General features: G+C 48.0%; 20 protein-coding genes. 12 read left to right on the top strand and 8 right to left on the bottom strand.

What is annotated here, in order from left to right; all coding sequences use genetic code 11:
* The first annotated feature begins 86 nt into the window (after positions 1-86).
* From BMZ54_RS14195 to BMZ54_RS14185, 3 genes are all read left to right on the top strand, one after another.
* Positions 87-485: an ACT domain-containing protein gene (locus BMZ54_RS14195; RefSeq protein WP_089914156.1), complete on the top strand. Its 399-nt coding sequence runs from the start codon at positions 87-89 to the stop codon at positions 483-485.
* A 28-nt stretch (positions 486-513) separates the two neighbouring features.
* Entirely contained in the window at positions 514-1,416 is a 903-nt protein-coding gene (locus tag BMZ54_RS14190) for a helix-turn-helix domain-containing protein (protein WP_089912579.1), read from the top strand.
* 72 nt (positions 1,417-1,488) lie between these two features.
* Positions 1,489-2,274 (top strand): SDR family NAD(P)-dependent oxidoreductase, encoded by a 786-nt coding sequence (locus tag BMZ54_RS14185; RefSeq protein WP_089912576.1) that lies wholly within the window; start codon positions 1,489-1,491, stop codon positions 2,272-2,274.
* A gap of 90 nt (positions 2,275-2,364) precedes the next feature.
* Here BMZ54_RS14185 and BMZ54_RS14180 read toward each other — a convergent pair whose 3' ends face one another.
* The gene (locus BMZ54_RS14180; RefSeq protein ID WP_089912574.1) at positions 2,365-3,087 is read right to left on the bottom strand and encodes a DUF4197 domain-containing protein; all 723 of its coding nucleotides are present in this window, start codon (positions 3,085-3,087) and stop codon (positions 2,365-2,367) included.
* An 84-nt stretch (positions 3,088-3,171) separates the two neighbouring features.
* On the opposite strand from BMZ54_RS14180, the gene BMZ54_RS14175 reads away from it, so the two are divergent.
* The 6 genes from BMZ54_RS14175 to BMZ54_RS14150 all read left to right on the top strand — a co-directional run bounded on the left by BMZ54_RS14175 (position 3,172) and on the right by BMZ54_RS14150 (position 13,102).
* Positions 3,172-4,380: a serine hydrolase domain-containing protein gene (locus BMZ54_RS14175; RefSeq protein ID WP_089912571.1), complete on the top strand. Its 1,209-nt coding sequence runs from the start codon at positions 3,172-3,174 to the stop codon at positions 4,378-4,380.
* Between the two features lie 366 nt (positions 4,381-4,746).
* Entirely contained in the window at positions 4,747-5,337 is a 591-nt protein-coding gene (locus BMZ54_RS14170) for an RNA polymerase sigma factor (RefSeq protein WP_089912568.1), read from the top strand.
* 205 nt (positions 5,338-5,542) lie between these two features.
* Positions 5,543-6,469, top strand: coding sequence for a FecR family protein (locus BMZ54_RS14165; RefSeq protein WP_143081015.1), 927 nt, complete (start codon positions 5,543-5,545; stop codon positions 6,467-6,469).
* A gap of 107 nt (positions 6,470-6,576) precedes the next feature.
* Positions 6,577-9,969, top strand: coding sequence for a SusC/RagA family TonB-linked outer membrane protein (locus BMZ54_RS14160; RefSeq protein WP_089912561.1), 3,393 nt, complete (start codon positions 6,577-6,579; stop codon positions 9,967-9,969).
* Positions 9,970-9,991: 22 nt separating this feature from the next.
* A complete protein-coding gene (locus BMZ54_RS14155) occupies positions 9,992-11,788 on the top strand; it encodes a RagB/SusD family nutrient uptake outer membrane protein (RefSeq protein WP_089912558.1) in 1,797 nt (598 codons plus the stop codon).
* Positions 11,789-11,983: 195 nt separating this feature from the next.
* Positions 11,984-13,102, top strand: a complete 1,119-nt coding sequence (locus tag BMZ54_RS14150; RefSeq protein WP_089912555.1) for a glycoside hydrolase family 76 protein — start codon at positions 11,984-11,986, stop codon at positions 13,100-13,102.
* Between the two features lie 43 nt (positions 13,103-13,145).
* Here the strand turns inward: BMZ54_RS14150 and BMZ54_RS14145 are convergent, their stop codons facing one another.
* From BMZ54_RS14145 to BMZ54_RS14125, 5 genes are all read right to left on the bottom strand, one after another.
* A complete protein-coding gene (locus tag BMZ54_RS14145; RefSeq protein ID WP_089912552.1) occupies positions 13,146-14,111 on the bottom strand; it encodes an MBL fold metallo-hydrolase in 966 nt (321 codons plus the stop codon).
* A 113-nt stretch (positions 14,112-14,224) separates the two neighbouring features.
* Entirely contained in the window at positions 14,225-14,959 is a 735-nt protein-coding gene (locus BMZ54_RS14140) for a lycopene cyclase domain-containing protein (protein ID WP_162277540.1), read from the bottom strand.
* Positions 14,956-15,426 carry a sterol desaturase family protein gene (locus BMZ54_RS14135; protein ID WP_089914153.1) on the bottom strand — a complete coding sequence of 157 codons (471 nt, stop codon included), beginning with the start codon at positions 15,424-15,426 and terminating at the stop codon, positions 14,956-14,958. The genes BMZ54_RS14140 and BMZ54_RS14135 overlap by 4 nt, the downstream gene beginning before the upstream one ends.
* A gap of 10 nt (positions 15,427-15,436) precedes the next feature.
* On the bottom strand, positions 15,437-16,267 hold the full coding sequence (locus BMZ54_RS14130; protein WP_089912546.1) for a phytoene/squalene synthase family protein: 831 nt from the start codon (positions 16,265-16,267) through the stop codon (positions 15,437-15,439).
* Positions 16,251-17,762, bottom strand: coding sequence for a phytoene desaturase family protein (locus BMZ54_RS14125; protein ID WP_089914150.1), 1,512 nt, complete (start codon positions 17,760-17,762; stop codon positions 16,251-16,253). Before BMZ54_RS14125 ends, BMZ54_RS14130 begins: the two co-directional genes overlap by 17 nt.
* A 134-nt stretch (positions 17,763-17,896) precedes the next feature.
* On the opposite strand from BMZ54_RS14125, the gene BMZ54_RS14120 reads away from it, so the two are divergent.
* The gene (locus BMZ54_RS14120) at positions 17,897-18,787 is read left to right on the top strand and encodes a MerR family transcriptional regulator (RefSeq protein ID WP_238386580.1); all 891 of its coding nucleotides are present in this window, start codon (positions 17,897-17,899) and stop codon (positions 18,785-18,787) included.
* A gap of 35 nt (positions 18,788-18,822) precedes the next feature.
* On the opposite strand, the gene BMZ54_RS14115 is transcribed toward BMZ54_RS14120, so the two are convergent.
* Positions 18,823-19,431 carry a dihydrofolate reductase family protein gene (locus tag BMZ54_RS14115; protein WP_089912543.1) on the bottom strand — a complete coding sequence of 203 codons (609 nt, stop codon included), beginning with the start codon at positions 19,429-19,431 and terminating at the stop codon, positions 18,823-18,825.
* A gap of 243 nt (positions 19,432-19,674) precedes the next feature.
* On the opposite strand from BMZ54_RS14115, the gene BMZ54_RS14110 reads away from it, so the two are divergent.
* Positions 19,675-20,655 carry a GlxA family transcriptional regulator gene (locus BMZ54_RS14110; protein ID WP_089912540.1) on the top strand — a complete coding sequence of 327 codons (981 nt, stop codon included), beginning with the start codon at positions 19,675-19,677 and terminating at the stop codon, positions 20,653-20,655.
* A gap of 64 nt (positions 20,656-20,719) precedes the next feature.
* On the opposite strand, the gene BMZ54_RS14105 is transcribed toward BMZ54_RS14110, so the two are convergent.
* Complete coding sequence (locus BMZ54_RS14105; protein ID WP_089912537.1) at positions 20,720-21,820, bottom strand: hypothetical protein; 1,101 nt, start codon at positions 21,818-21,820, stop codon at positions 20,720-20,722.
* A gap of 404 nt (positions 21,821-22,224) precedes the next feature.
* Here BMZ54_RS14105 and BMZ54_RS14100 point away from each other — a divergent pair, with 404 nt between their 5' ends.
* Positions 22,225-22,974 (top strand): MBL fold metallo-hydrolase, encoded by a 750-nt coding sequence (locus BMZ54_RS14100; protein ID WP_089912534.1) that lies wholly within the window; start codon positions 22,225-22,227, stop codon positions 22,972-22,974.
* Positions 22,975-23,014: the final 40 nt, after the last annotated feature.

Below are 23,014 nucleotides of genomic sequence, written 5' to 3'. Positions count from 1 at the left end.
CCTTTAACAGGATTTTATCAGGAAGGCTGGCACTTTAATTGCGCCGTATCCTGTTTTATATTTACAGCATTTTCAATCAACATTTTATGTCAGGGGAAACCAGCTTAACGGTATTGCTAAGTTCTATGTCGCCGGTATTACATGAAGGCGAATATGTTTTTTGTACGGTAGATGCCGGCCACGAACCGGATCTGAAAGAAGTGCTTTGTTTTTTCCGGGAAGCAGAAGGGCTCACCCTCATAATGCGTAAAAGCCTGGCCGATGCAAAGGGGCTGGTGTACACTTTTGTAGCCTCCTGGATCACCTTAACAGTGCATTCTTCCCTGGCCGCTGTTGGGTTAACAGCCGCTGTTGCAACAGCCCTGGCTGATCAGCGTATCAGCTGCAATGTAGTAGCTGCCTTTTGCCATGATCATATTTTTGTGCCGGTACAGGATGCGGAAAAAGCTATGTTAGCTTTGCAGGCTTTAAGCACCACAGCATAATGTTATTTGAATGGCATAACTTTAAGGCATGAAAGGAAAGGAAACTATCACGGAGTTTTTTGAACAGTACGGGCAGGTTTATGAGCAGCAGCAGTTCGCGGTATACCGCTTGCAGGATTTTGGCTGCGACAGTACTTACCTGCCGTCGAACCGCCGTGATTTTTATAAAATATCCCTGATGATAAAAGGGGAGGGGATCTTATCCTATGCAGACAGGTCTATTCACGCAAAGGATGCCAGCCTTTCCTTCACGAACCCGCTGATCCCTTATTCCTGGGAACCTTTAAGCACACAACAGGAAGGTTATTTTTGCCTGTTTAAGGAAGATTTTGTGGACGCAGGTTTAAAGAACGGCGGCCTGGCGCAGTCGTCTTTATTCAAGGCAGGCGGCCATCACCTCTTTTTCCCCGAAGCAGATAAAGTACAGTTCCTGGGCGGCATTTTTGAGAATATGTTCCGCGAGGCGCAATCTGCCTACGCCAATAAATACGAGCTGCTAAAAAGTTACGTGCAGATCATAATGCATGAAGCGCTGAAAATGCAGCCGGCAGCAACGTTCTTTCAGCCCGGCAATGCCGCGCAACGCATCAGCGAATTGTTCCTGGAGCTGCTGGAACGGCAGTTCCCCATTGATTCCCCGCAGCAGGCCATCCGCCTCAAAAACGCAAATGAATTTGCCGCACAGCTCTCCGTACACACCAATCACCTGAACCGCGCGTTAAAGGATATTACCGGCAAAACCACTACAGAGTGGATTGCCGAAAAAATAACCCGGGAAGCCAAAGCCCTGCTGCTGCATAGTGGCTGGGATGTAGCGCAGATAGGGTATTGCCTGGGTTTTGAACACGCCTCCAACTTCAACAGCTTTTTTAAAAAGCATAGCGGGCAAACGCCGAACCAGTTCCGCAAGACCATTGTTTCCATTTCATAATTACCTGTTTGAAACGCATAATTTCTGCCTTCACGGGCGGCCTACCTTTGGATCATCAAAAACAAGATGATCATGTCACAAGTGGATTTAACAAACAAAGTAGCGCTCATCACCGGTGGTACTACCGGCATAGGATTAGCCACCGCCGCATTATTCCTGCAGCGTGGAGCTAAAGTAGTAATAGCCGGGCGCCGCGTTACAGAAGGGCAAAAAGCATTACAGCAATTACAGGCCATCAGTGAACACGTACATTTTATTGCCGCAGATGTAGCTGACAGCACAGCGGTGCAGCACCTGGTAACCGAAACGGTAAGATTATTTGGGCAGCTGGATATAGCCTTTAACAACGCAGGTATAGAAGGCCGTTTTGCGCCTATTGAGGATGCTTCTGAAGAGGAGTTTGATAACGTGATGCGCATAAATCTCAAAGGCGTATGGCTAAGCTGTAAATATGAAATAGAACAGTTTAAGAAACAGGTTACCGGTGGTGCTATTGTAAATACCTCATCCTGGCTGGCAAGAGGGGCTGCTTTTGGCAGCTCGGTATACTCTGCCAGCAAAGCTGCGCTGGATGGTATGGTGCGGGCGCTGGCCATTGAAGGCGGCCCGGCAGGCATACGCCTGAATAACATTCAGCCGGGTTATATACGCACGCCTATGTTTGACCGTTTTTTCCCGGGTGAAAATGCGAAAGCAGCCATTGAGCCCTTTAAAAAACATGCGCCCATTGGCCGCTTTGCAGAACCGGAGGAAGTAGCTGAATTAGTAGTGTGGCTAAGCAGCCCGGCCGCTTCTTTTGTTACCGGAGAAAGTATGCTGGTAGATGGTGGCATTGCCATTGGCGGCCAACGTATGTAATGGAATGTAAAATAATAAATGCTAAAAGTAAAAATGGAATGCAGCGATACGGATCACTGCATTCCATTTTTACTTTTTAACTTTTACTTTTTAATTTTTCTGCGCCAGCGGGCTGCCAAACACGGTCTTTAACAGGTCGGTAACCCGCGCTGCAGGATCTTTCCGGATCTTCTGCTCTTCCAGGGATACTTCGTGGAAAATACCGTCAATAGCGCGCTGCGTTACATAGGCTGAAAGATCGGTATTCACCGGCTCTTTGGAAAAACGGTTGTATACGGTGAATACATCGCCCCAGTATTTGGTAGCATCCACCTTTTTCAGCGAGCTGGTAATAACCGGCTGAAAAGCGCTGGTTAAAGCAGCTGTGGTTTTTTCCTTAAAGTAATTGGTAGCCGCAAAATCGCCGCCGCGTAAAATGCCAATAGCATCGGTAATGCTCATTTGTTTAATGGCATTTACAAAAATAGGCGTAGCAGATTTGGCTGCTTCTTCTGCGCCCCGGTTCATAGACAGGATGGCTTTATCCACCACGCTGCCCAATCCCACATTCCGTAAAGTAGATTCTACCTTCTGCGCCTGCGGCGGCATCAGTATTTTCAGGGCCGCATTGGCAAAAAATCCGTTCACGGCAGAAAGGCGGTTGGCGCTGTTCTGGGTACCAATGGTCAGGGCTTCTTTTAACCCCGCCGCAATTTGTGTGGTATTTACCCCTCCGGTAGTAGATGCAGGCAGGTTATTCAGTACCTGCTGGGCAGTTTCACAGCCAGTGGAAAAAGTTAAGAGTGCGCAACAGATAAGCAGGCTTTTTTTCATAGTTAGTTTATATGGTATGGCAGCAAATATATAAACCTGGATAGCTATATCAAAATGATTAATTTCAGCAAATAACCCTTAATTATGAAAGCAGGAAATAAAATAAAGCGCGCAGGCAGTTTGTTCATAACCCTGTTATGCACATTTTTAAGCCAGGCACAGACGATCCGGCAGCTGGATGGCAAAACGATCACGGCGGCTGCCTTAACCCAACGTATTCAGCAGCTTATGGATACCGCGCAGGTAGCCGGTTTAGGCATCACCGTATTTAATAATAACCAGCCCGTATATACGCAGGCCTTCGGTTATGCTAAACAGCCGGAAAAACAGCCGTTAACACCTGGTACCAATCTATATGGCGCATCATTCAGCAAAGCAGTATTCGCTTACCTGGTAATGCAGCTGGTTGGGGAAAAGGTAATTGACCTGGATAAACCTTTGGTGCAATACCTGCCAAGATCCTTGATGGATTATACTTTCCCCGGCAGGCTAAAGGATTATAAAGACCTGCAGGGGGATGAACGTTATAAAAAGATCACTGCCCGCATGTGCCTGGACCATACCACCGGTTTCCCCAATTTCCGCTGGTTTGAGCCGGATAATAAGCTGCGTATTAAATTTGAGCCCGGCAGCCGCGTAAGTTATTCCGGCGAAGGCATATACCTGTTACAGCTTGTATTGCAGGAAATTACCGGCAAAGACCTGGAAAGCATGGCGCAGGAACGGGTGTTTAAACCCTGCAGCATGACCAACACCAGCTATAACTGGCAGCCCCGTTTTGAAACGCGTATGGCCGTTGGCCATGATTCCGGCGGCAAATCCCTGGGTTTTCCCCGCCGTAGCGCCAATGCCGCCGGCTCCATGACCACCACCCTGCAGGACTATACGCAATTCTATACCGCCCTTATACAGGGCAAAGGGTTAAAGCCCGCACAGTGGAAGGAGATGACCAGCCCGCAGATCCGCATACGCTCTGTTCAGCAATTTGGCCCCCTTTCCTGGAAAGACAGTACCCTGAATGATAACATACAGCTTAGCTACGGACTGGGATTTGGCGTGCTCAAAACACCCTATGGAAGGGGCTATTTTAAAGAAGGGCATGACGATGGCTGGGCGCATTACTCCATTGCCTTCCCGGACAAAAAGATCGCCATCCTGATCATGACTAATTCCGACAACGGGGAAAGTATTTTCCGCGACCTGCTGGCCGGCGCCATTGGCGATACCTTTACCCCCTGGTATTGGGAGAACTACATTCCCTGGGAGAATAAGCGGGTGGTTGCGCAGCAGTAATATTCTTTTACATTATTCTTTTAAGGCCCGGCAGGTTCCAGACCCCTGCCGGGCCTTTGTGTTTTTAGCAGACGGTTATACTTAACACGATAGTAATCCATTATTTAACTATTAGTAATCCATAGATAAGCCATCTCTTACAAGGGATAGCTTATAGATAGCTCAGATATAGCTTACTTATGGCTTATATATGGCTTATCCCTTCTCTGCAACCGAATGCAAGATGGCATTTCCAACTTTTAATACTACAATTATGATAGAATATTATTTTTGTCAACGTGGATCGCCGATAGAACAAAACAGGCCCCGGCTTATAAGGGCAATTAATATTCATTACTAAAAGGGTCTCACGTTTATTTCAGTCATATGCAGGAAAAACTGATCAGTGATGGGGAATTGTTGCAAGCCATAAAAGGTGATGATACCGCTGCATTTGAGATTTTGTATGACCGGTACTGGAAAGCCCTTTACCAGAAAGCCTGCCAGCGTGTGAACCAGGATGAGGCCAAGGATATGGTGCAGGAAGTAATGATCACCCTGTGGAAGCGCCGCAAGCAGGTAGTGGTAAAGGGCGGCGAAATAGGGGCCTACCTCTTCACCGCCATCAAATACCGCGTTATAAGTCATTATGCCTTTAGCGAAGCAGAAATTAAACAAGCTGCTTTTTTTGATATACTGGACGAGGCGCATACCGACGGGCTGGAAACCAAGGAGCTGAAACAGCTGATAGATGCTGCCGTAAGCCAGCTCCCCACCCGCATGCAGCAAATTTTCCGGATGAGCCGGGAGGATGATTACTCCATAGCAGAAATAGCCCGGCAGCTGAATTTATCTGAGCAAACTGTAAAAAACCAGCTAACAGAAGCACTGAAAAGGCTGCGTGTTGCCTTGCAGTCCCATGTACCCGGTGGCTGGGCACTGCTGCTGCTGTACCTGTTCTGTTATTACAACAAATAAGCGCCGTTGCTATTGCGGCGCAGTTCTCCGTTGTTCCTCAATCAATTACATCCGTTTATTCCATCCTGTGAGCAGGCCCGGAAGGCTACCTGCCTGCCCGGTTAATGCTATTCTTTTCCCTCGCCTAAAAAAAGTTTAAAAAAAGTTGGGTTTGGTCTGGTACCAAACAGCCGGTTTTGATATAAGCAATTTAAAACGCACCCTTTTGGAAGCAGGAAAGATCAAGCAATTGTTGCAACGTTATTTACTGGGCCGGGTTATTACCCCTGAAATCACAGCCGTAGATGAATGGTACGCAGCCTTTGACCAGGAAGCCCTGCCGGAGCTCTCCGCCCCGGAAGAACAGCAGCTGCGCATGGAGATCTGGCAAAAGGTGCAGCCGCAAATTGTGGTTACTAAAACGTTTTATCAGCAAACCTGGGTAAAAGTGGCTGCCATGCTCGTAGTGCTGCTGGGTGCAGCGCTGGCCTGTTACCTCTTACAACACCCATCGCATCCCATTGAATATACTGAGATCCGCACCGGGAACCGGGAAAAAAGAACCCTGCACCTGGCCGACGGTACGGAGCTTACCCTGAATGCTGGTTCCACCCTGCTGATAGCCAAAGACCTCTCTCAGGAAAGAAGGCTGCAGCTGGTTGACGGTGAAGTTTTCTTTAACGTAGGCACAGATCCCAGCCGCCCCTTTATAGTAGAAAGCGGGCCGCTGGTAACCACCGTATTAGGCACCTCCTTTAATATAGCCGCTTACAAAGCCATTCACCAGCTAAGCATAGCCGTGGTAAGCGGTAAAGTAAGCGTAGCCGGTAAAGGCAATAACATCCTGGAAAAAGGGCAGGCCCTGGTATACGACAGAACAAAAGGCAGCAGCACCCTGCAGGCGCTGGATACCACGCAGCTGCAATGGCAGCAGGGCCGCCTGGTGCTGAACGATGTAACATTTGATGAAATGACCGTGCTGATAGAAAAGAATTTTGGCATCCACATTTCCACGGCTACACCGCAGGTAAAACAGAACAGGTATACCACGGAGCTGAATACAGATATGGAGCCTGCACAGGCAATAGAAGTGCTGGCCGCCATTCACGGGCTGAAGATCAAACACGTAAACAACCAGATCATTTTATACTAAAGAATTGCACGGCTGCCCGGTACCGGCAGCAGGTGCTTTGGAACGAAAACGAAAAACTGTAAATCCGTTGCATCATTAATGCACCATCTATTAATGTAGAACTACGTATGAAAAAATTGAACACAAAGCTGCGAAAAGGCTCCCTGGCCTTTGTACTGCTGCTTACCTATGCCCTTACTATTTTACCTGCCTACGCGGGACAGGGGCAGGTGCTTACAGATACACAGGTCACTGTAACCTTCAAAGGCGGTTCACTGGAAGCTGCCATCAAACAATTACAACAGCTCACTAAAGTAACTTTTGCATATGATAAACAACTGTTACTCACTTATCCTGTAGATAGTTATCATTTCTCCAAAGAGCGCCTGGATCGTGTGTTGCAGGCATTGCTGAAAAATAAGTCGCTGGGTTTTAAAGAGGTGAACAATATTGTGGTGATCACAAAGGAAGCCGCGCCGCAGCTAACACAAAACACTACAGGCCGTGCCGACATTGTGTTATCCGGCAGGGTGGTGGATGAAAAAGGGCAGCCTATGCCCGGTGTAAGCGTAGCCGTTAGGGGCGCCAGCACCATGACCTCCACGGACAACGACGGCCGTTTTAAGATCATTGTAAAGTCGCCGGAAGATGTGCTGGCCTTCAGCTTCATTGGTTATGAAACCGCTGTTGTAACAGTAGGCAGCCAAACGAATATTGGCGTACAGCTGAAAATAGCCAGCAAAGCGCTGAACGAAGTAGCGGTAGTAGGCTTTGGCACCCAGCGTAAAGTGAGCCTGGTAGGCGCGCAAAGCACCATTAAACCGGCAGAGTTCAAGCAGCCTGCTGCAGACATCTCTACCATGCTGGCCGGCCGTATAGCCGGTGTAGTAGGCGTGCAGCGTTCCGGTGAGCCGGGCAAAAGCGCCGCAGATATATGGATCCGTGGTATTGCCACATTCGGGAATGGTAACAAAGCCACCCCGCTGGTGCTGGTAGATGGGGTGGAACGTTCTATTAACAACATCTCACCCGAAGACATTGAATCCTTTACCATCCTGAAAGATGCTGCCGGTACAGCCGTATACGGGGTACGCGGCGCCAATGGCGTAATACTGTTAAAAACAAAAACCGGTAAAGTAGGTAAGCCGCAGCTCTATTTCGACTACAACGAAGGCGTGAACACGTTTACCAAACGCCCGGAAATGCTGGATGGTATTACCTACATGAACCTGGCTAATGAAGCCAAGACCACCCGAAACCAAAGCCCGCGCTATGAGCAGGAAACCATTGACAAAACAAAATCCGGCGCAGATCCTTTACTGTACCCGGATGTGGACTGGATGGATGCTGTGTTCAATAAAATAGGGCATACCCGCAGCGCTAACCTGAATGCCAGCGGCGGCGTGGAAAATGCGCAGTATTACGTTTCCCTGGGTTATTTTAATGAAAGCGGTTTTCTGAAAACAGACGACCTGGCCCGCTATAATTCATCCTTAAAATATAACCGTTACAACTTTACCAGCAATTTAAACCTGCGCTTAACCAAAACCACTAAGCTGGATGTTGGCCTGCAGGGATATTTTTCAAATGGTAATTATCCCGGTATTAACACGCACGATATTTTCCAGAGCGCCATGGATGCCTCACCGGTGGCTTATCCCATCATGTATCCCGGCAACCTGGTACCCGGCCAGTCATCCAACGGAGGGTTCCGTAACCCTTATGCCGACTTAACCCGCCGCGGTTACCGCAATGAGTTTAAGAATCAGCTCTACTCTAACCTGCGCGCCACGCAGGAGCTGGATTTTTTAACGCGGGGCCTGAGCGCTACCGCTATGTTCTCATTTGACACCTATAACCAGAACTATATTACCCGCTCTAAAAGAGAGGATACTTACTTCCCCGACCAGGCCAATCCTTACAACCCGGACGGTTCCCTGAACCTGGTGAAAACCTTTACCGGCGATGAGTACCTGGGATTTGACCGCAATGATGGCGACCGGCAGACCACCCGCCAGTTCTATACAGAAGCGGCCATTAATTATGACCGTGCCTTTGATAAGCACCGTGTAACCGGCCTGGGATTATTTTACTCCAGCGACCGCACTAACACGCTGGCCAATGATTTCATAAATTCTATTCCTGAGAGATACTTAGGGTATGCCGGTAAAGCCGCCTACTCTTATGACGACCGTTATTTTGCAGAGTTCAACTTTGGCTATAACGGGTCAGAGCTGTTTGCACCCGGCCACCGCTTTGGCTTTTTCCCTGCTATAGGTGTAGGCTGGTTAGTATCTAACGAGAAATTCTTTGAGCCCTTAAAGAATGCAGTCACTTTCCTGAAGTTCCGCTACTCCAATGGCAGCACAGGTTTGGGCAGCACCAATGAGCGCTTCCTGTACATTACCAAGCTGAATACGGATGTAAGCGGTTACCTGTTCGGGCAAAACCCAACCGGCCCCCGGGGCGATAACCGGGACAATGGTATCAACATTAACCGCTATGCTACGGATGTGAGATGGTCTGTATCCAACAAACAGGACCTGGGCATGGAGCTGCATACTTTAAAAGACCGTTTGATCCTGATCGTAGACCTATTCAAGGAGCACCGCAAGGGCATTTTCCTGCAAAGGGCCTCCAACGTAGCTTTTATGGGATTGGAAACCCAGCAGTATGGCAACCTGGGGGTAGTGGATAATAAAGGTATTGACGCCAGCCTGGAATACAGCGCCAGGATAGGACAGGTAGATGTATCCGTACGCGGTAACCTCACCTACAATAAAGATAAGGTGATAGAAGATGACCGCCCGCCGCAGAACTATCCCTGGATGGAGCACCGCGGCAACAACATACTGGCCCGTTATGGTTATGTAGCAGAGGGATTATTTACCAGCGATGATGAGATCAGCAAGAGCGCTGTACCCGGCGACCGCTCAAAAGTAAAACCCGGCGATATTAAGTATAAGGACCTGAATGGCGATGGCCTTATTAATAATTACGATGTAACCAAAGTAGGCCGGGGCGATGTACCGGCAGTGGTATATGGTTTTGGCTTTAATGTAGCCTATAAGGGATTTAGCGTAGGCGTATTGTTCCAGGGCCTATCTGATGTAGACCGTATGCTGGCCGGTTCTGCCATTATACCGTTTAACAATGGCGGCGGTGAAACCAATGCCTATGCTATTGCAACAGACCGCTGGACCGTGGAGAATCCTAACCCGAATGCATTTTATCCGCGTTTGGCATATGGAGAGGCAGAGAATAAGAACAATACCCAGGCCAGCTCCTGGTGGGTGAAGGATGTAAGCTTTATGCGCCTGAAATCCGCGCAGATTGCGTATAACCTGCCCGATCATTTATTAAAGCGCATCGGCATCCGCAACTCCTCCGTATACCTGCAGGGCATTAACCTGCTTACCTTCAGCAAATTTAAGCTGTGGGACCCTGAGCTGAATACGGATAATGGCTCCACCTACCCGAACATACGCACCATTTCACTGGGCATGAACTTAAGATTTTAAATCACGTAATGAAGAAACGGATATGAAAAAGCTATTGATATATATACTGGTGCTGGGAGCATTTACTTCCTGTAAAAAATACCTGGACCAGGTACCGGATGATCGCCTGACCATTGACGAAACTTTCCGCACCTGGAATACCGCTTCAAAATTCCTGGCTAACGTGTACGCACGTATCCCGGATGAATTTGGGCAGCGCAACCCCGGTGATAATGAGAACCGTGGCCTGTGGACCGGTGGTTGTGATGAAGCGGATTTTGTATGGGGCTTTGTACAGTCAAATGATGTGAATATAGGCAACTGGGACGCTAATTCCGGTTTTGTGCGCGACTACTGGACCAACTTTTACAAAGGCATACGCGCAGCCAGTGTGTTTATTCAGAATGCAGATAAGATAACAGACCGTTCCCAGCAACAGAAAGAGCAGTATAAGGCAGAAGCGCGTGCGCTGCGGGCCATGTACTATTTTTACCTGATGCGTATATACGGCCCCGTGGTAATACTGGGCGAAACGCCTACTGCGGTAGATACCAACCTGCAGATACCGCGTAATTCCATTGATGAATGTGTAAGCTATATTTCGGCGGAATTAACCACTGCAGCCAGTGTGCTGCCCGCAAAACCGGCTACTGCGCAGGATTATGGGCGCATTACCAAAGGCATAGCGCTGGCTTTCCGCGCCAATGCATTGATGTACGCTGCCAGCCCTTTGTATAATGGTAATGCGGAACTGGCTAGCCTGAAGAATAAAGATGGCAAGCAGCTCATTAGCCAGAGCTTTGATGTGAATAAATGGAAAACAGCTGCAGATGCCTACAAGGAATTTATTACGCAGTTTGTACCCGGCACGTATAATTTATTTAAGAAGAACAATAGCAGCGGGGCATTTGATCCCTACCTTTCCTGCCGGGATGTGATATTGACGGATTGGAATGAGGAAGTGATCTTTGCCCGTACCCGTGGCTCCCTGGATTCGCGTCAGTATGAGCTAACGCCATACCATAGCGGCGCTCCCTCCGGCGAACTAAAAGGCAGCGGCGGCTTGGGCGCTACGCAAAATATGGTAGATGCCTTTTTTATGAAGAACGGCAGAAGCATTACAGATCCTTTATCACAATATGTATCGTCCGGCTATTCTGATTTTCAGGCCCCGAACACTACCCATACATCCAGTACCTATAATCAATGGGTGAACAGAGAGCCACGTTTTTATGTGAACATTACGTACGATGGCAGCACCTGGCTGAATACTGATTTTGGTGAGATAGTTACCCGCCTGTATAATACCGGTAACTCCGGCCGTAAAACCGGCGGCGGTGACTATTCACCAACCGGTTATATTGTACGTAAAGCCATGGGCCTGGGCAGGTGGAATGTGAACGACCGCACCCTGATCCTGATACGCCTGGCTGAAATTTATTTAAGTTATGCAGAGTGTTTGAATGAGGCTACGCCTAATGACCCGGACATTCTGAAATACCTTAACCTGATCCGCGAAAGGGCTGGTATTCCGCTTTACGGTTCGTCGGAATTGCCGGCCCCCGCAGGTCAGGCCGCTATGCGTGATGCCATCCGCAAGGAGCGCCGCGTAGAGCTGGCCTTTGAGAACAATCGTTTCTTTGACGTGCGCCGCTGGAAAATAGCGGAGCAAACGGAGAACGGGCCTATGTACGGCTTAAACATTAATGCCGATATGCCGGAGTTCCTGAATGTAGTATCTTTCGAAACCCGTGTATTTAACAAACGCCATTACTTTTTCCCGCTGCCCTCCGATGATATTAATAACGATAAGGAGCTGGTGCAGAATCCGGGGTGGTAATGGAGCATAAAGCGTAAAGCTGAAAGCATAAAGCGTAAGCAAAAAGCAAAAGGGTAAAGCATAAGGATCTGGAACAAAATATAAAAGGCTTTATGCTTTACGCTTTATGCTTTCTGCTTAAAACATAAGGGCCTTGAGCAAAACACAAAAAGCTTTATGCTTTATGCTTTATGCTTTCTGCTAAAATATTAACAAGTGGGAAAACTTTTCTTAGTCCTCTGCGCTAGCCTGGTGTTACACACCGCATGCAGCAAAAGTAACAGCAAGGCGGTAACGCCGGAAGATTCCGTGCACCTGCCCGCCGTATCATTTACAGACAAAGACGCTACTGCGGCCTTTAATAATTTTAATACGTATTTCTATAACCCAACAGAGCAGCTGTATTACGCCACTACGGAAAAAAATTCCACCGGCGCTATCTGGACGCAGGCTGTTTACTGGGACCTGGTCATGAACGCTTACAAGCGCACCAATGATCCTGCACAGCTGCAAATGATCAAAGACATGTACCAGGGCGGTTATAAAAAATACGACCGCTATAACTGGAACAACAAAACCGTATGGTTCATTTATGATGATATGATGTGGTGGATCATTTCACTGGCACGCGCCTACGAGATCACTAAAGACAGTACGTACCTTACTACTTCTATAGCCGGTTTTCAGCGGGTATGGAACGATTCATATGATGCTGCCAACGGCGGTATGTGGTGGGATTTTAACCACAGTGGCAAGAACGCCTGTATTAACTTTCCCACTGTAATAGGTGCTTTGCTGCTGTATAAGATCACCGGTGACAACGCTTATCTGCAAAAAGCAAAAGATGTGTACAGCTGGGCCCTTACCAATTTAACTGATCCTAATACCGGCCGCGTGGCTGATAATAACATTAACGGTAATAAAGGCTGGTCTGACTATACCTATAACCAGGGCACCTTTATTGGCGCTGCCACCATGTTATACAAGATCACCAACGACGCTGCTTACCTGAACCAGGCTAAGCTGGGCGCTGATTACACGCAAAAGTCCATGTGCGATAAGGATGGTATTTTACCGGCAGAAGGCGACTGGAATGAGCAGGGTGTATTAAAAGCCATTTTCGGGCACTACATGATGATGCTGATACAGAATGCCAATCAGCCGCAGTACCTGGCCTGGATCCGCAAAAATATTAATACTGCCTGGGGCAACCGGGATGCAACCCGGGGGCTTACCTACCGGAACTATAAAGTGCCCTGCCCCACAGGTACCATACAATCCTATGAAGCCAGCAGCGCGGTAATGCTTATGCAGGTATGCCCGCCGGAAAAGTGAGTGTACGTGTGCCACACCTTCAAGGCGTGGCACACTTTTATTATCAGATCCTCTTCTTCAGTCCATAACGTACCATTACAGCGCCTATACCTATCACCAGTAAGGCCATAGCGGCTTTTATCAATACCTCCGAACGTTTGGGAGCCGGTATGTATTCCACACCATTTACGCCCGCTACCGCAGGGTTACCTACATACCTGCCTGAAGCAGGTGCTGCTTCCTGTTGAAAGTTGGTGGCTAAGCGTTGTAATTCATCCTGCATGGCTTTGCCTTTCATAGGCTTGCCATGTCCGCTGGCAATGATCTCCGGCTTCAGTGCCGCCAGCTTGTTAACGGAGCTTGCTGCCTCCTGCCAGTCAAATGTAAAATACCGTGGCGGTCCCGATATTTTTTTTGCCTGTGTCATAACGGCGTATAGCGATTCCTGTTGGGTGGTAACCACGGCATCACCGGCCAGCAGCACACCATCCTGTTCACGGAACAGGCTTATGTGACCGGGCGCATGGCCGGGTGTATGAATATAACGCCAGCCAGGCAAACCGGGTATAGTACCATCTTCCGGTAATAGCAACAGCCGCCCGTTCATATCTATTGGCTGCCTGGGGAACAGGTCGGAGAGCAGGGTCATTACGCCGCCTCCGGCTGTTGGGTCGGGTGGCGGATAGGCCGAACGGCCTGTTAAATAAGGCGCTTCCAGGTAATGTGCATATACAGGCACATCCCATTCTTCTGCCAGTTTTTTTAATGAACCGGTGTGGTCAAAATGCCCGTGGGTAAGAATAATAGCGGATGGCGCAGTCTGCGGCCAGAACAGGTGAGTGGATACCTTGCGGATCTTTTCTGCGGAGGTGGGTAGCCCTGCATCCACCAATACCCAGTGATTGGCATCGCCGCTGTGTATGAGGTATACGTTCACAAATATGTCCTTAATGCCCCAAACACCAGGCGCTACTGAAAACCATTTGTTGTACAGCTTTTTTTGTACCGGCTTAAATTGCTCATTTTTCATAAAGCGGAATTTTATGGAAGTGAATGCCCTTTGTTAAACAGGCTTAGATCAAAAAGCATGCATATGCTGCAGCAGGGGGGGCTCCACTGGCACAAAAGCCATTAATGAGGACATTAAGTAACAGTATGGCGATTTAATTTTCCGGCTTTGTTGTATAGGTGTAGCTTCTTCAATGAAAGGTGTTCATAGAACAGGGTATTTGCACCAACCATTAATAGGCCATAAAAAAGATCTTCTATTGGAATGGTTAGTATGCGTGTGCCAATGATCTCCTTTGAATTGTACCATACTACCGGAGCAGGTATCCACGAGCCGGTGAGCAAGCCATTCACGATCAGGAAAGGCAGCAGCATTACGCCATAGGAAATATATAAGGCCCCCATCCACGCCTGCTTTTTTACATATGCATTGTAAAAAATAAAGGCCAGTAGCAGTACAGCTGTTACTGCAGGATAGGCTTTGTTATGGAAAAAAAAGACGGCTGCCGCCAGCAACACAATGATAATACCCGATATAATGCTGCTCAGCTGCCTGTAGCTGCGCTGTTTTAGCCAAAGCACCTTTATACAATGGTAAGAAAAAAGGCAGGCGTAGGGTATGCATACAAAAAATAATGCTTCTTCTACCGGCAGGTTATACATATACCAGCCGGTTACATAATCAGCATTAAAACCCCATACGCCTGCTTTGGTAAACCAAACATCCCATATAAGGAAAAACATACTGCATAAAATGTTGGCAGGCCAGAAAGCACCCCACTGCTGGTAAAACTGCAGTCTGGGGTGAAAGGAGGCCAGCAGCGGCACCAGTATGGTGAAGAGATCTATATAAAAGTAAGTATACTTCATGCCGGTTGTTTGCGGGCCTTTTGGGCTTCTCTTATATAACGGAACGGGAAGAACAGCATGCCAAAACATTCCCCTTCCTCTTTATCAATATGTTTATGATGCATTTTATGGGCGCGCCGTAAAGCCAGCAAATATACATTGTGCGTATTGCGGAACAGGTTAAACCGCTGGTGAATAAAAATATCGTGCACCACAAAGTAGGTAAAGCCGTATAATGTAATACCTGCTGCAATGGAAAGCAGCAGCGGCTGGCGGCCCATGGTTCCTGCCAGGAAAAGCAGAATGCCGGGTATGGCAAAAATGAGGAAGAAGTAATCGTTCTTCTCAAAGAAGCGGCCTTCTGTTTTTTTATGATGGTCGCGGTGTAAATGCCACAGCAGGCCATGCATCAGGTATTTATGCGTGCACCAGGCCACCATCTCCATTAACAGAAAAGCGCCTGTAGTTATCAGAATATACATCCACATACCACATGTTTTATTTAGGTAATCCTACCACCATGGTTTGCAGCATAAGTCCTATCTTATGGCTGTTACCTACCCGGATCCTTTCCGTCATGATCTTTTGCGGCGGCAGGTTCTTTATTTTATTGAACAGCACCAGGTAATAGGCATAGGCGAGGTATACCCCTTTGCGCGCCCCGGCGGGCAGGCGGCGTATGCCGTCAATAGCCTGTTTAAGATCTGCGCCTATTTCTCTTTCTATCTGCTGTTTGTCGGCTACTGTAAAATGATCCAGGTTTACGCCGGGAAAGTATAAACGTCCCAGCTCCTGGCTGTCGGCCTTTACATCCCGCAGGAAATTTATTTTCTGAAAGGCTGCGCCCAGCTTCATGGCGGGGTGTTGTAAGGCGGTGTACTGCTCATGATCACCTTCTGTAAATACCCGCAGGCACATGAGCCCTACTACTTCTGCGGAACCTAAGATATATTGCTCATACAGGCTGCGGGAGTAGCAGTGTTGCTGCAGGTCCATTTCCATACTATCCAGAAAGGTATTTATCAGCTCCATTTCAATATTGCAGGCATGTACCGTTGCCTGGAAGCTGTTTAAAATAGGGTTCAGGCTAATGCGATCGGCAATGGCTGCATAGGTCTGCTGCCGGAAATCCTTTAGCAGATCAGATTTCGGGTAATCGTGAAAAGAATCTACAATCTCATCTGCAAAACGTACAAAGCCGTAAATAGCGTAGATAGGCGCATGGAATTTTTTATCCAACAGGCGTATGCCCAGTGAGAAAGATGTACTGTAAGCTTCCGTAGTTATCCTGGAGCAGCGCGCGCTTACCTTGTCAAATAACGCTTTCATACACCCGCTTGTTATAATGTTTGATAATATAGCCGGCTGTTACCTGCCCGGAAATAATGGCTGGCGGCACACCGGGCCCCGGTACTGTAAGCTGCCCGGCAAAGAACAGGTTATTAACCCGTTTGCTTCTGATAGAAGGTTTTAATACAGCTGTTTGTTTCAGTGTATTGGCCAGCCCATATGCATTTCCTTTAAATGCATGATAGTCTTCGACAAAATTGTTGTGGGCATAGCTTTGCCGGAACACAATGTTTGAACTGAGATCCTCTCCGCAAAAGTCTGCGGTCCTTTTTATGAGCATATCAAAATAATGATTGCGGATGGTAGCGTTATCCGGCAGGCCCGGCGCGGTGGGTATCAGGAAGAACAGGTTCTCCATACCCGGCGGCGCTACTGTTCTGTCGGTTTTAGACGGGCAGCATAGATAGAACAGCGGATCCTCGGGCCAGGACCGGGTGTTGTAAATGCAGGCGGCGTGTTCGCTGAAGTCGCTTTCAAAAAAAAGGTTATGGTGCTGCAGGCGTGGCAGCTTTTTATTAACCCCTACATAATATAGCAAACAGGAGGGAGCCATTTTACGTGTTTCCCAGTAATGATCTGAATAGCTGGAATGCTGCGGTGACAGCAGGCACCGGTCCACATGATGGTAATCTGCCGCCGCAATGATTATGTCCGCGGAAAAGCAGCCCCTGGTGGTATGCACGTGCTTCACCTTTTTATTTTGCACATTTAATTTAAATACTTCGGTGTCTAATAATAGATCCACCCCCATTTCCTGCGCAAGCGACGTAAGGGCTGTTACCAGGCAGTGCATGCCGCCCTGGGGGTACCAGGTACCCAGGCGCATATCTGCATAGTTCATCATGCTGTAAAGCGCAGGTATCTTAGCCGGTTCCGCCCCCAGGAATAACACGGGAAATTCCAGGATCTGCAATAAACGGGGATGCGAGAAATATTTGCGTACATGTTTACTGAAAGAGGTAAGCATATCCATGCGGAACAGGGAACGGAATACTTTGGGGTCTATAAATTCCGTAAGGCTTTGCCCGGGTTTGTATGCAAAGTGCTGCATCCCGCTCTCGTATTTGTAACGGGCCTCCCGCAAAAAAGCGTCCAGCTGTGTGCCGCTGCCCGGCTCAATGGATTCAAACAGCTTTTTGAGCGCTTCATAGTCAGCGGGCACGGACAGAGCATCTTCCCCGCTAAAGATAACCTGGTAGGAGGGATCCAGCCGCTGCAGGTGAAAATAATCATCCAGCGATCTTCCGAAGCGTTTAAAAAACTGCTGTATCACCTCCGGCATCCAGTACCAGCTGGGGCCCATATCAAACCGGAATCCCGATGCTTCCAGCATACGCGCCCTGCCACCGGTCTGGCTGTTCTTTTCAATAATAGTTACGTCGTACCCTTCAGCTGCCAGGCAAATAGCGCCGGATAACCCGGCAAAGCCGGAACCAATAACAATAGCCGATTTGGAATGTGCCGATTTCCCCATAACAATCTTATTAGCCTTGTATACTCCAAATATAATGTTTAATGTTTTAACAAAAAAGTTAAACAAAATATGAAAGGCATTATGGGAGAAAGATCAACGAGGGCCTGACTTTATCCAAATAAAAATTAATTTTGATGTTACGTATGCAATCCACCGGCAAATATTCGATCAGGGACCTGGAACGCCTGTCCGGCGTAAAGGCGCATACTATCCGTATCTGGGAGAAAAGGTATGGTATTATTAAGCCGGAACGTACGGATACAAATATACGTTACTACTCCAATGACGATCTTCGTCATCTGCTGAACATCAGTGTGCTGAATAACCACGGGTATAAGATCTCTGCGATCAGTGAAATGTCGGAGGGCGAGATTGCGCGGCGTTTATCCGATCTGCAGGTGGTAAAGCAGGACAAGGACAACTACCAGGAGAACCTGCTGTTAAGCATGATAGAGCTGAATGAAGCGCAGTTCAACAAAACCTTTCATTCGGCCATAATGAACAGGGGATTTGAGAAAACGGTGGTAAGCATTATATTCCCTTTCTTTGAGCGTATTGGCCTGATGTGGCAAACCGGTACCATTAATCCTGCCCAGGAACATTTTATTTCAAATATTATCCGGCAAAAGATCATCGCAGCCACGGATGCGCTTAATGTGATCCCGGCTGCCAATGCCCAAACCGTACTGCTATTCTTGCCGGAAGGCGAGCTGCATGAGCTGGGCTTATTGTTCTATAATTACGCGTTCCGGGCAAGAGGGTATAAAGCTATTTACCTGGGCCAGTCTGTACCCCTGGAAAGTCTGCAGCGCATTACCGGCATCTGCCGCCCGGACCTGGTTGTAACGGCAATGATCAACGCCACCCAGCGAAAGGATTATGAGCATTTTACCCGGTTGTTAGCCAAAGCTTTTCCTGGTAAGAAAATATTTTACACCGGCCTGGTACCTTCATCTGCCGGTATTGAATTGCCTAAGCATGCTTACCGGGTGGCTGACCTGATTGCCTTTTTACGGTTGAAATGATGTTTAATGTTGTATGGATAAAGTTTAAACAAAATTTATCCCGCTATATACAGGTTATTTGCCGTTTTCTGCGCCATGGCCTGGTAATACAATACCACCACGCCGGTGCTGAAGGCTTTTGTTTTTAATAATTGCAGCTGGGCGTTAGGCCGTTTATCGCGGAACAGGGGCATTCCGTTTTGCAGGATCACCGGGTGCACCCATAGCCGGTATTCATCCACCAGTCCTAAACGGGTAAAGGTTTGCACAATGCTGCCGCTGCCGAAAATGATCATGTCCCTGCCGGGTTGCTGTTTCATTTCCAGGATCTGCTCTTTAATACGGCTGCGGATAATGTGCGTATTTTTCCAGCTGCCTTTGCGCAGTGTACGGGAAAAAACGATCTTGGTATAGTTATTCATGCGGCTGGCAAAGTCCATTTGCGCAGGGCTGGGCATAGTATAGCAGTCGGCATAGGGCCAGTACTGCGCCATTACCTGGTAGCTCATGCGCCCCAGTAAAATAGTGTCTACGGTTTGCAGCTGATCAGCTATGTGGCTGGTCATCTCATCATTCCACAGCGGAAAATGCCAGTCCAGCGTTCCGTTGGCGCCGGCCATAAAGCCATCCAGCGTAACGTTCATGGATACGATCACCTTTCTCATATCCAACCTTTTTCCAGGCTTAATAATATCGGCTCATGCTGCATCGGTTAGCTTTTATAGTAATTGATCCTCAAAGATACGCCGGTGCAAAGGGTTGAAAGGTGGGTGAACCGGACTTAGGGCAGGGTGGGTTTCGACTTTTTTCATTATTTTACAAAAACCAGCTAACCGGTCATGATAAGTTTTTTCACGGACTATGTTATGCGAAAGGCTGTCTAAACCGCAACAACAAAATAACATCAAATGAAACACGTATCCATCCTTGTGCCACACGAGGCTGTTTTAGGCACCATTGCCGATCCACGTTATTTGTTTACCACAGTAAATGACTTTTTAACTGCTGCCGGGCAACCTGCCTTATTCAACATACAAATGGTAGGACTCACCAAAGAGGTTAAGCTGAATGGCGGCATCTTTTCCGTGCATGCGGACCAGCTGACCACTGAAGTGAAAAAAACGGACCTGATCATTATTCCTGCACTGGGCAGCGATCTGAAGGTATCCCTGGAGCTGAACAAAGATTTTATACCCTGGATCATTGAGCAGCACAAAAAAGGCGCGGAAGTAGCCAGCCTTTGTATTGGCGCTTTCCTGCTGGCATCCACAGGCTTATTGAATGGCAAGGAATGTTCCAGCCACTGGAAAACAGCCAATGAGTTCCGTGAAATGTTCCCTGATGTAACGCTGGTTGACGGGCGTGTGATCACGGAAGAGAAAGGCCTGTACTCCAGCGGCGGCGCTAACTCTTACTGGAACCTGCTGTTATATATTGTAGAGAAATATACCAGCCGCGAAATAGCCATTATGGCGGCCAAGCTGTTTGCCCTGGAAATAGACCGCAAAAGCCAGTCGCCCTTTATTATGTTCAACGGGCAAAAGAAACATGAGGATGAGCCCATTAAACGTGCGCAGGAGTTTATTGAGACCAACCTCACGGAACACCTGTCGGTAGACGACCTGGCCGTGAAGTTTGCCATTGGCCGCCGCCACTTTGACCGCCGTTTTAAAAAAGCCACGAACAATACCCCCGCAGAATATATACAGCGCGTACGCATTGAAGCAGCCAAAAAAATGCTGGAGATCAGTAAAAAGAATGTGAATGAAGTAATGTATGAAGTAGGGTATAACGATACAAAATCTTTCCGCACCGTGTTTAAGAAGATCACCGGGCTCTCGCCCATTGATTACCGGAACAAGTACAATAATGAGGCGGTTGTAGCGTGAGGAATGTAAAAGTGGAATGCAGGAACACAACGGACTGCATTCCACTTTTACATTTTACATTCCATCAGAACCTCACAGAGAATCCAACATTCACCACATAATCAGCAAACGCAGCATCGCCGTTCACTTTATTGGTGGGGGTGCTTCTTTCCTTATCAGTAACGCTTTGCGTTCTGTTACGTACAAAAGCTACGGGTACAGATGCAAACAGCCGGGTTTTTCCCAGGTTGTAGGAAACGGCCGGTTCAACAGACCATACATAGCCGGGCCTTCTGAAATCGCCGCTGCCGCCTACCAGGTCATGCACGGGAATCCCCTCTATACGGGCGCCTACAGAGCCGGTGAATTGCGCGTTAGCATAGCTTACCCCACTGCGGAACATATACTGGTCAGGCACACTGCAAATGGCTTCGTTGGCCAGGGCAGGGGATAAGGTTTCCCGCCAGGTGCGCACGCCGTTCTGCTCCCGCGGATTCATTAAGTAATACGCATTTCCATATACGGCAATGTGGTGGGTAAAATTATAATAGCCATTCAGCTCCATGGTAACGCCGGTACCACCATCGCCCAGCTGTATGGACTGGTCCACTTCTCTTAGCTCCTTAGTGCCGTTGGGGCCTACGTTATACCAGTAATCCTTTACATCATAATCGCCGGTGGCAAACTTAATACCCAGGCCGGCCTGTATATTGCCGCGGGTATTTTTGTGAGGATCCAGCAGCCAGCGGTATACTGCTATGCGCATATCGCCCAAACCAAAAGAATGCATGCTGTGGCGCTGGTTAAATTTATTGACGCCGTTAACAAGGCCATGCTCATACAGGGAGGAGCGGGCATTGGCCAGGATGGGCACATCCAGCATAATGCTCCAGCGCTCGTCCAGGATGCGGGTCAGGGAAAGGTCAATGGCAGTTTGGTGATTGATCACTTCCGTACCCTGTGTTTGCCGTTCCTTTTGTTCTTCCCGGCCTTTAAAGTGTTTGTAAGACTTGAAATAGCGGGCTCCCGTGGTGAACAGCCATTTGCCGGAGCTGTTTTCGTCCTGGTGGGGGAGCATGCAGGTAGATCCGTTGCCGCGTAAAGCTACGCAACCCTGCGCCTGTGAATTGTTTGCAATAAATAAAGTCCCTGCTGCGATGAGGATGGTTGATAAAAATTTTTTCATACTAGTTAATGTGCGGTGATGGTTTGAATAAAACGCTGTAATCAGCCATAGTAGGCATTTGTAGATTCATTGTTCATTTTAGGTATAAAAGTGATCGTTCCTGTCCTGCTCCCGTAAATACTAAAAATTCTTCATAACGTGGATCGTCTGTGATCAGCTGCGCTGCAGCTGCACCTAATGTAGTAAATGTTTTGAAATTTTCCAGTTCAAAAGGTGTTAGTTCCCACGCTTTCCGCTTTTCTAATTAGCTTTAGTAGCATGAAATTACCGGTTATGGATCATTTCCGGCCCCGGAAGACGGGGGTGGGGGTAAGCGGTAAATATTAACACAAGAATAATTTACTGCCGGGCACTACCATACTATGCATAACTTTTTTAAATTTACTGTATAACCGGAACCATATATGAAATTCAACCTTCTTACCTTATGCGCGCTTTTTGTGGTTGCTGCTGTAACGGCACAACAGAATAAGGCAGATGTTTTGCCAACCGCTAAGGGCAATTTAACCATTACACCTGTTCAACACGCCAGCCTGGCCTTTACTATCGGCAATACGACTATTTACGCAGATCCCGCAGGCGGCGCAGATTTTAGCGGCATAAAATCACCGGATATTATACTGATCACCGATATACATGGCGACCATTTTGATACCGCCAGCATTATAAAAGTAAAAACACCTAAAACCATACTGGTAGTACCACAGGCAGTGGCTGATCTGCTGCCGCCGGCCCTGAAGGCAAAGGCCGTGGTATTAAATAATGGGGGCCATACTACTCAGGCAGGCATTGCCATTACCGCCATTCCCATGTACAACATGGGCACAAATCCACGCCATACCAAAGGCCGCGGCAACGGGTATGTACTGAACATTGGCGGTAAGAACCTTTACCTCTCCGGCGATACGGAAGGCATTCCTGAAATGAAGGCGCTTAAGAATATTGATGTAGCTTTTGTTTGTATGAACCTGCCTTACACCATGGATGTAAAACAGGCGGCAGAAGCGGTGCTGGCCTTTAAGCCTAAGATCGTATACCCGTATCACTACCGCGGGCAGAACGGTTTGAGCGATGTAAACCAATTTAAAGAGCTGGTAAATGCCGGTGATAAGAATATTGAAGTACGCCTGCGTAACTGGTACCCGGGCAAATAAAGATTTTTTCAGGTAACTATCCCACTGCTGTACACAGCAA

It is taken from the genome of Chitinophaga rupis, assembly GCF_900109685.1.
In the GTDB taxonomy this organism is placed as follows: domain Bacteria; phylum Bacteroidota; class Bacteroidia; order Chitinophagales; family Chitinophagaceae; genus Chitinophaga; species Chitinophaga rupis.
Note: the sequence above shows the minus strand (reverse complement) of the source record. Positions and strands in the feature narration are given on the sequence as shown.

What these genes read in the sequence shown, in the direction of transcription:
- BMZ54_RS14145 (WP_089912552.1), bottom strand. Translation starts at nt 14,111, where the DNA reads ATGAAAAATGAGCAATTTAAGCCGGTACAAAAAAAGCTGTACAACAAA.
- BMZ54_RS14190 (WP_089912579.1), top strand. Translation starts at nt 514, where the DNA reads ATGAAAGGAAAGGAAACTATCACGGAGTTTTTTGAACAGTACGGGCAG.
- BMZ54_RS14100 (WP_089912534.1), top strand. Translation starts at nt 22,225, where the DNA reads ATGAAATTCAACCTTCTTACCTTATGCGCGCTTTTTGTGGTTGCTGCT.
- BMZ54_RS14170 (WP_089912568.1), top strand. Translation starts at nt 4,747, where the DNA reads ATGCAGGAAAAACTGATCAGTGATGGGGAATTGTTGCAAGCCATAAAA.
- BMZ54_RS14180 (WP_089912574.1), bottom strand. Translation starts at nt 3,087, where the DNA reads ATGAAAAAAAGCCTGCTTATCTGTTGCGCACTCTTAACTTTTTCCACT.
- BMZ54_RS14115 (WP_089912543.1), bottom strand. Translation starts at nt 19,431, where the DNA reads ATGAGAAAGGTGATCGTATCCATGAACGTTACGCTGGATGGCTTTATG.
- BMZ54_RS14175 (WP_089912571.1), top strand. Translation starts at nt 3,172, where the DNA reads ATGAAAGCAGGAAATAAAATAAAGCGCGCAGGCAGTTTGTTCATAACC.
- BMZ54_RS14120 (WP_238386580.1), top strand. Translation starts at nt 17,897, where the DNA reads ATGTTACGTATGCAATCCACCGGCAAATATTCGATCAGGGACCTGGAA.
- BMZ54_RS14110 (WP_089912540.1), top strand. Translation starts at nt 19,675, where the DNA reads ATGAAACACGTATCCATCCTTGTGCCACACGAGGCTGTTTTAGGCACC.
- BMZ54_RS14195 (WP_089914156.1), top strand. Translation starts at nt 87, where the DNA reads ATGTCAGGGGAAACCAGCTTAACGGTATTGCTAAGTTCTATGTCGCCG.
- BMZ54_RS14125 (WP_089914150.1), bottom strand. Translation starts at nt 17,762, where the DNA reads ATGGGGAAATCGGCACATTCCAAATCGGCTATTGTTATTGGTTCCGGC.
- BMZ54_RS14155 (WP_089912558.1), top strand. Translation starts at nt 9,992, where the DNA reads ATGAAAAAGCTATTGATATATATACTGGTGCTGGGAGCATTTACTTCC.
- BMZ54_RS14130 (WP_089912546.1), bottom strand. Translation starts at nt 16,267, where the DNA reads ATGAAAGCGTTATTTGACAAGGTAAGCGCGCGCTGCTCCAGGATAACT.
- BMZ54_RS14105 (WP_089912537.1), bottom strand. Translation starts at nt 21,820, where the DNA reads ATGAAAAAATTTTTATCAACCATCCTCATCGCAGCAGGGACTTTATTT.
- BMZ54_RS14160 (WP_089912561.1), top strand. Translation starts at nt 6,577, where the DNA reads ATGAAAAAATTGAACACAAAGCTGCGAAAAGGCTCCCTGGCCTTTGTA.
- BMZ54_RS14135 (WP_089914153.1), bottom strand. Translation starts at nt 15,426, where the DNA reads ATGTGGATGTATATTCTGATAACTACAGGCGCTTTTCTGTTAATGGAG.
- BMZ54_RS14185 (WP_089912576.1), top strand. Translation starts at nt 1,489, where the DNA reads ATGTCACAAGTGGATTTAACAAACAAAGTAGCGCTCATCACCGGTGGT.
- BMZ54_RS14140 (WP_162277540.1), bottom strand. Translation starts at nt 14,959, where the DNA reads ATGAAGTATACTTACTTTTATATAGATCTCTTCACCATACTGGTGCCG.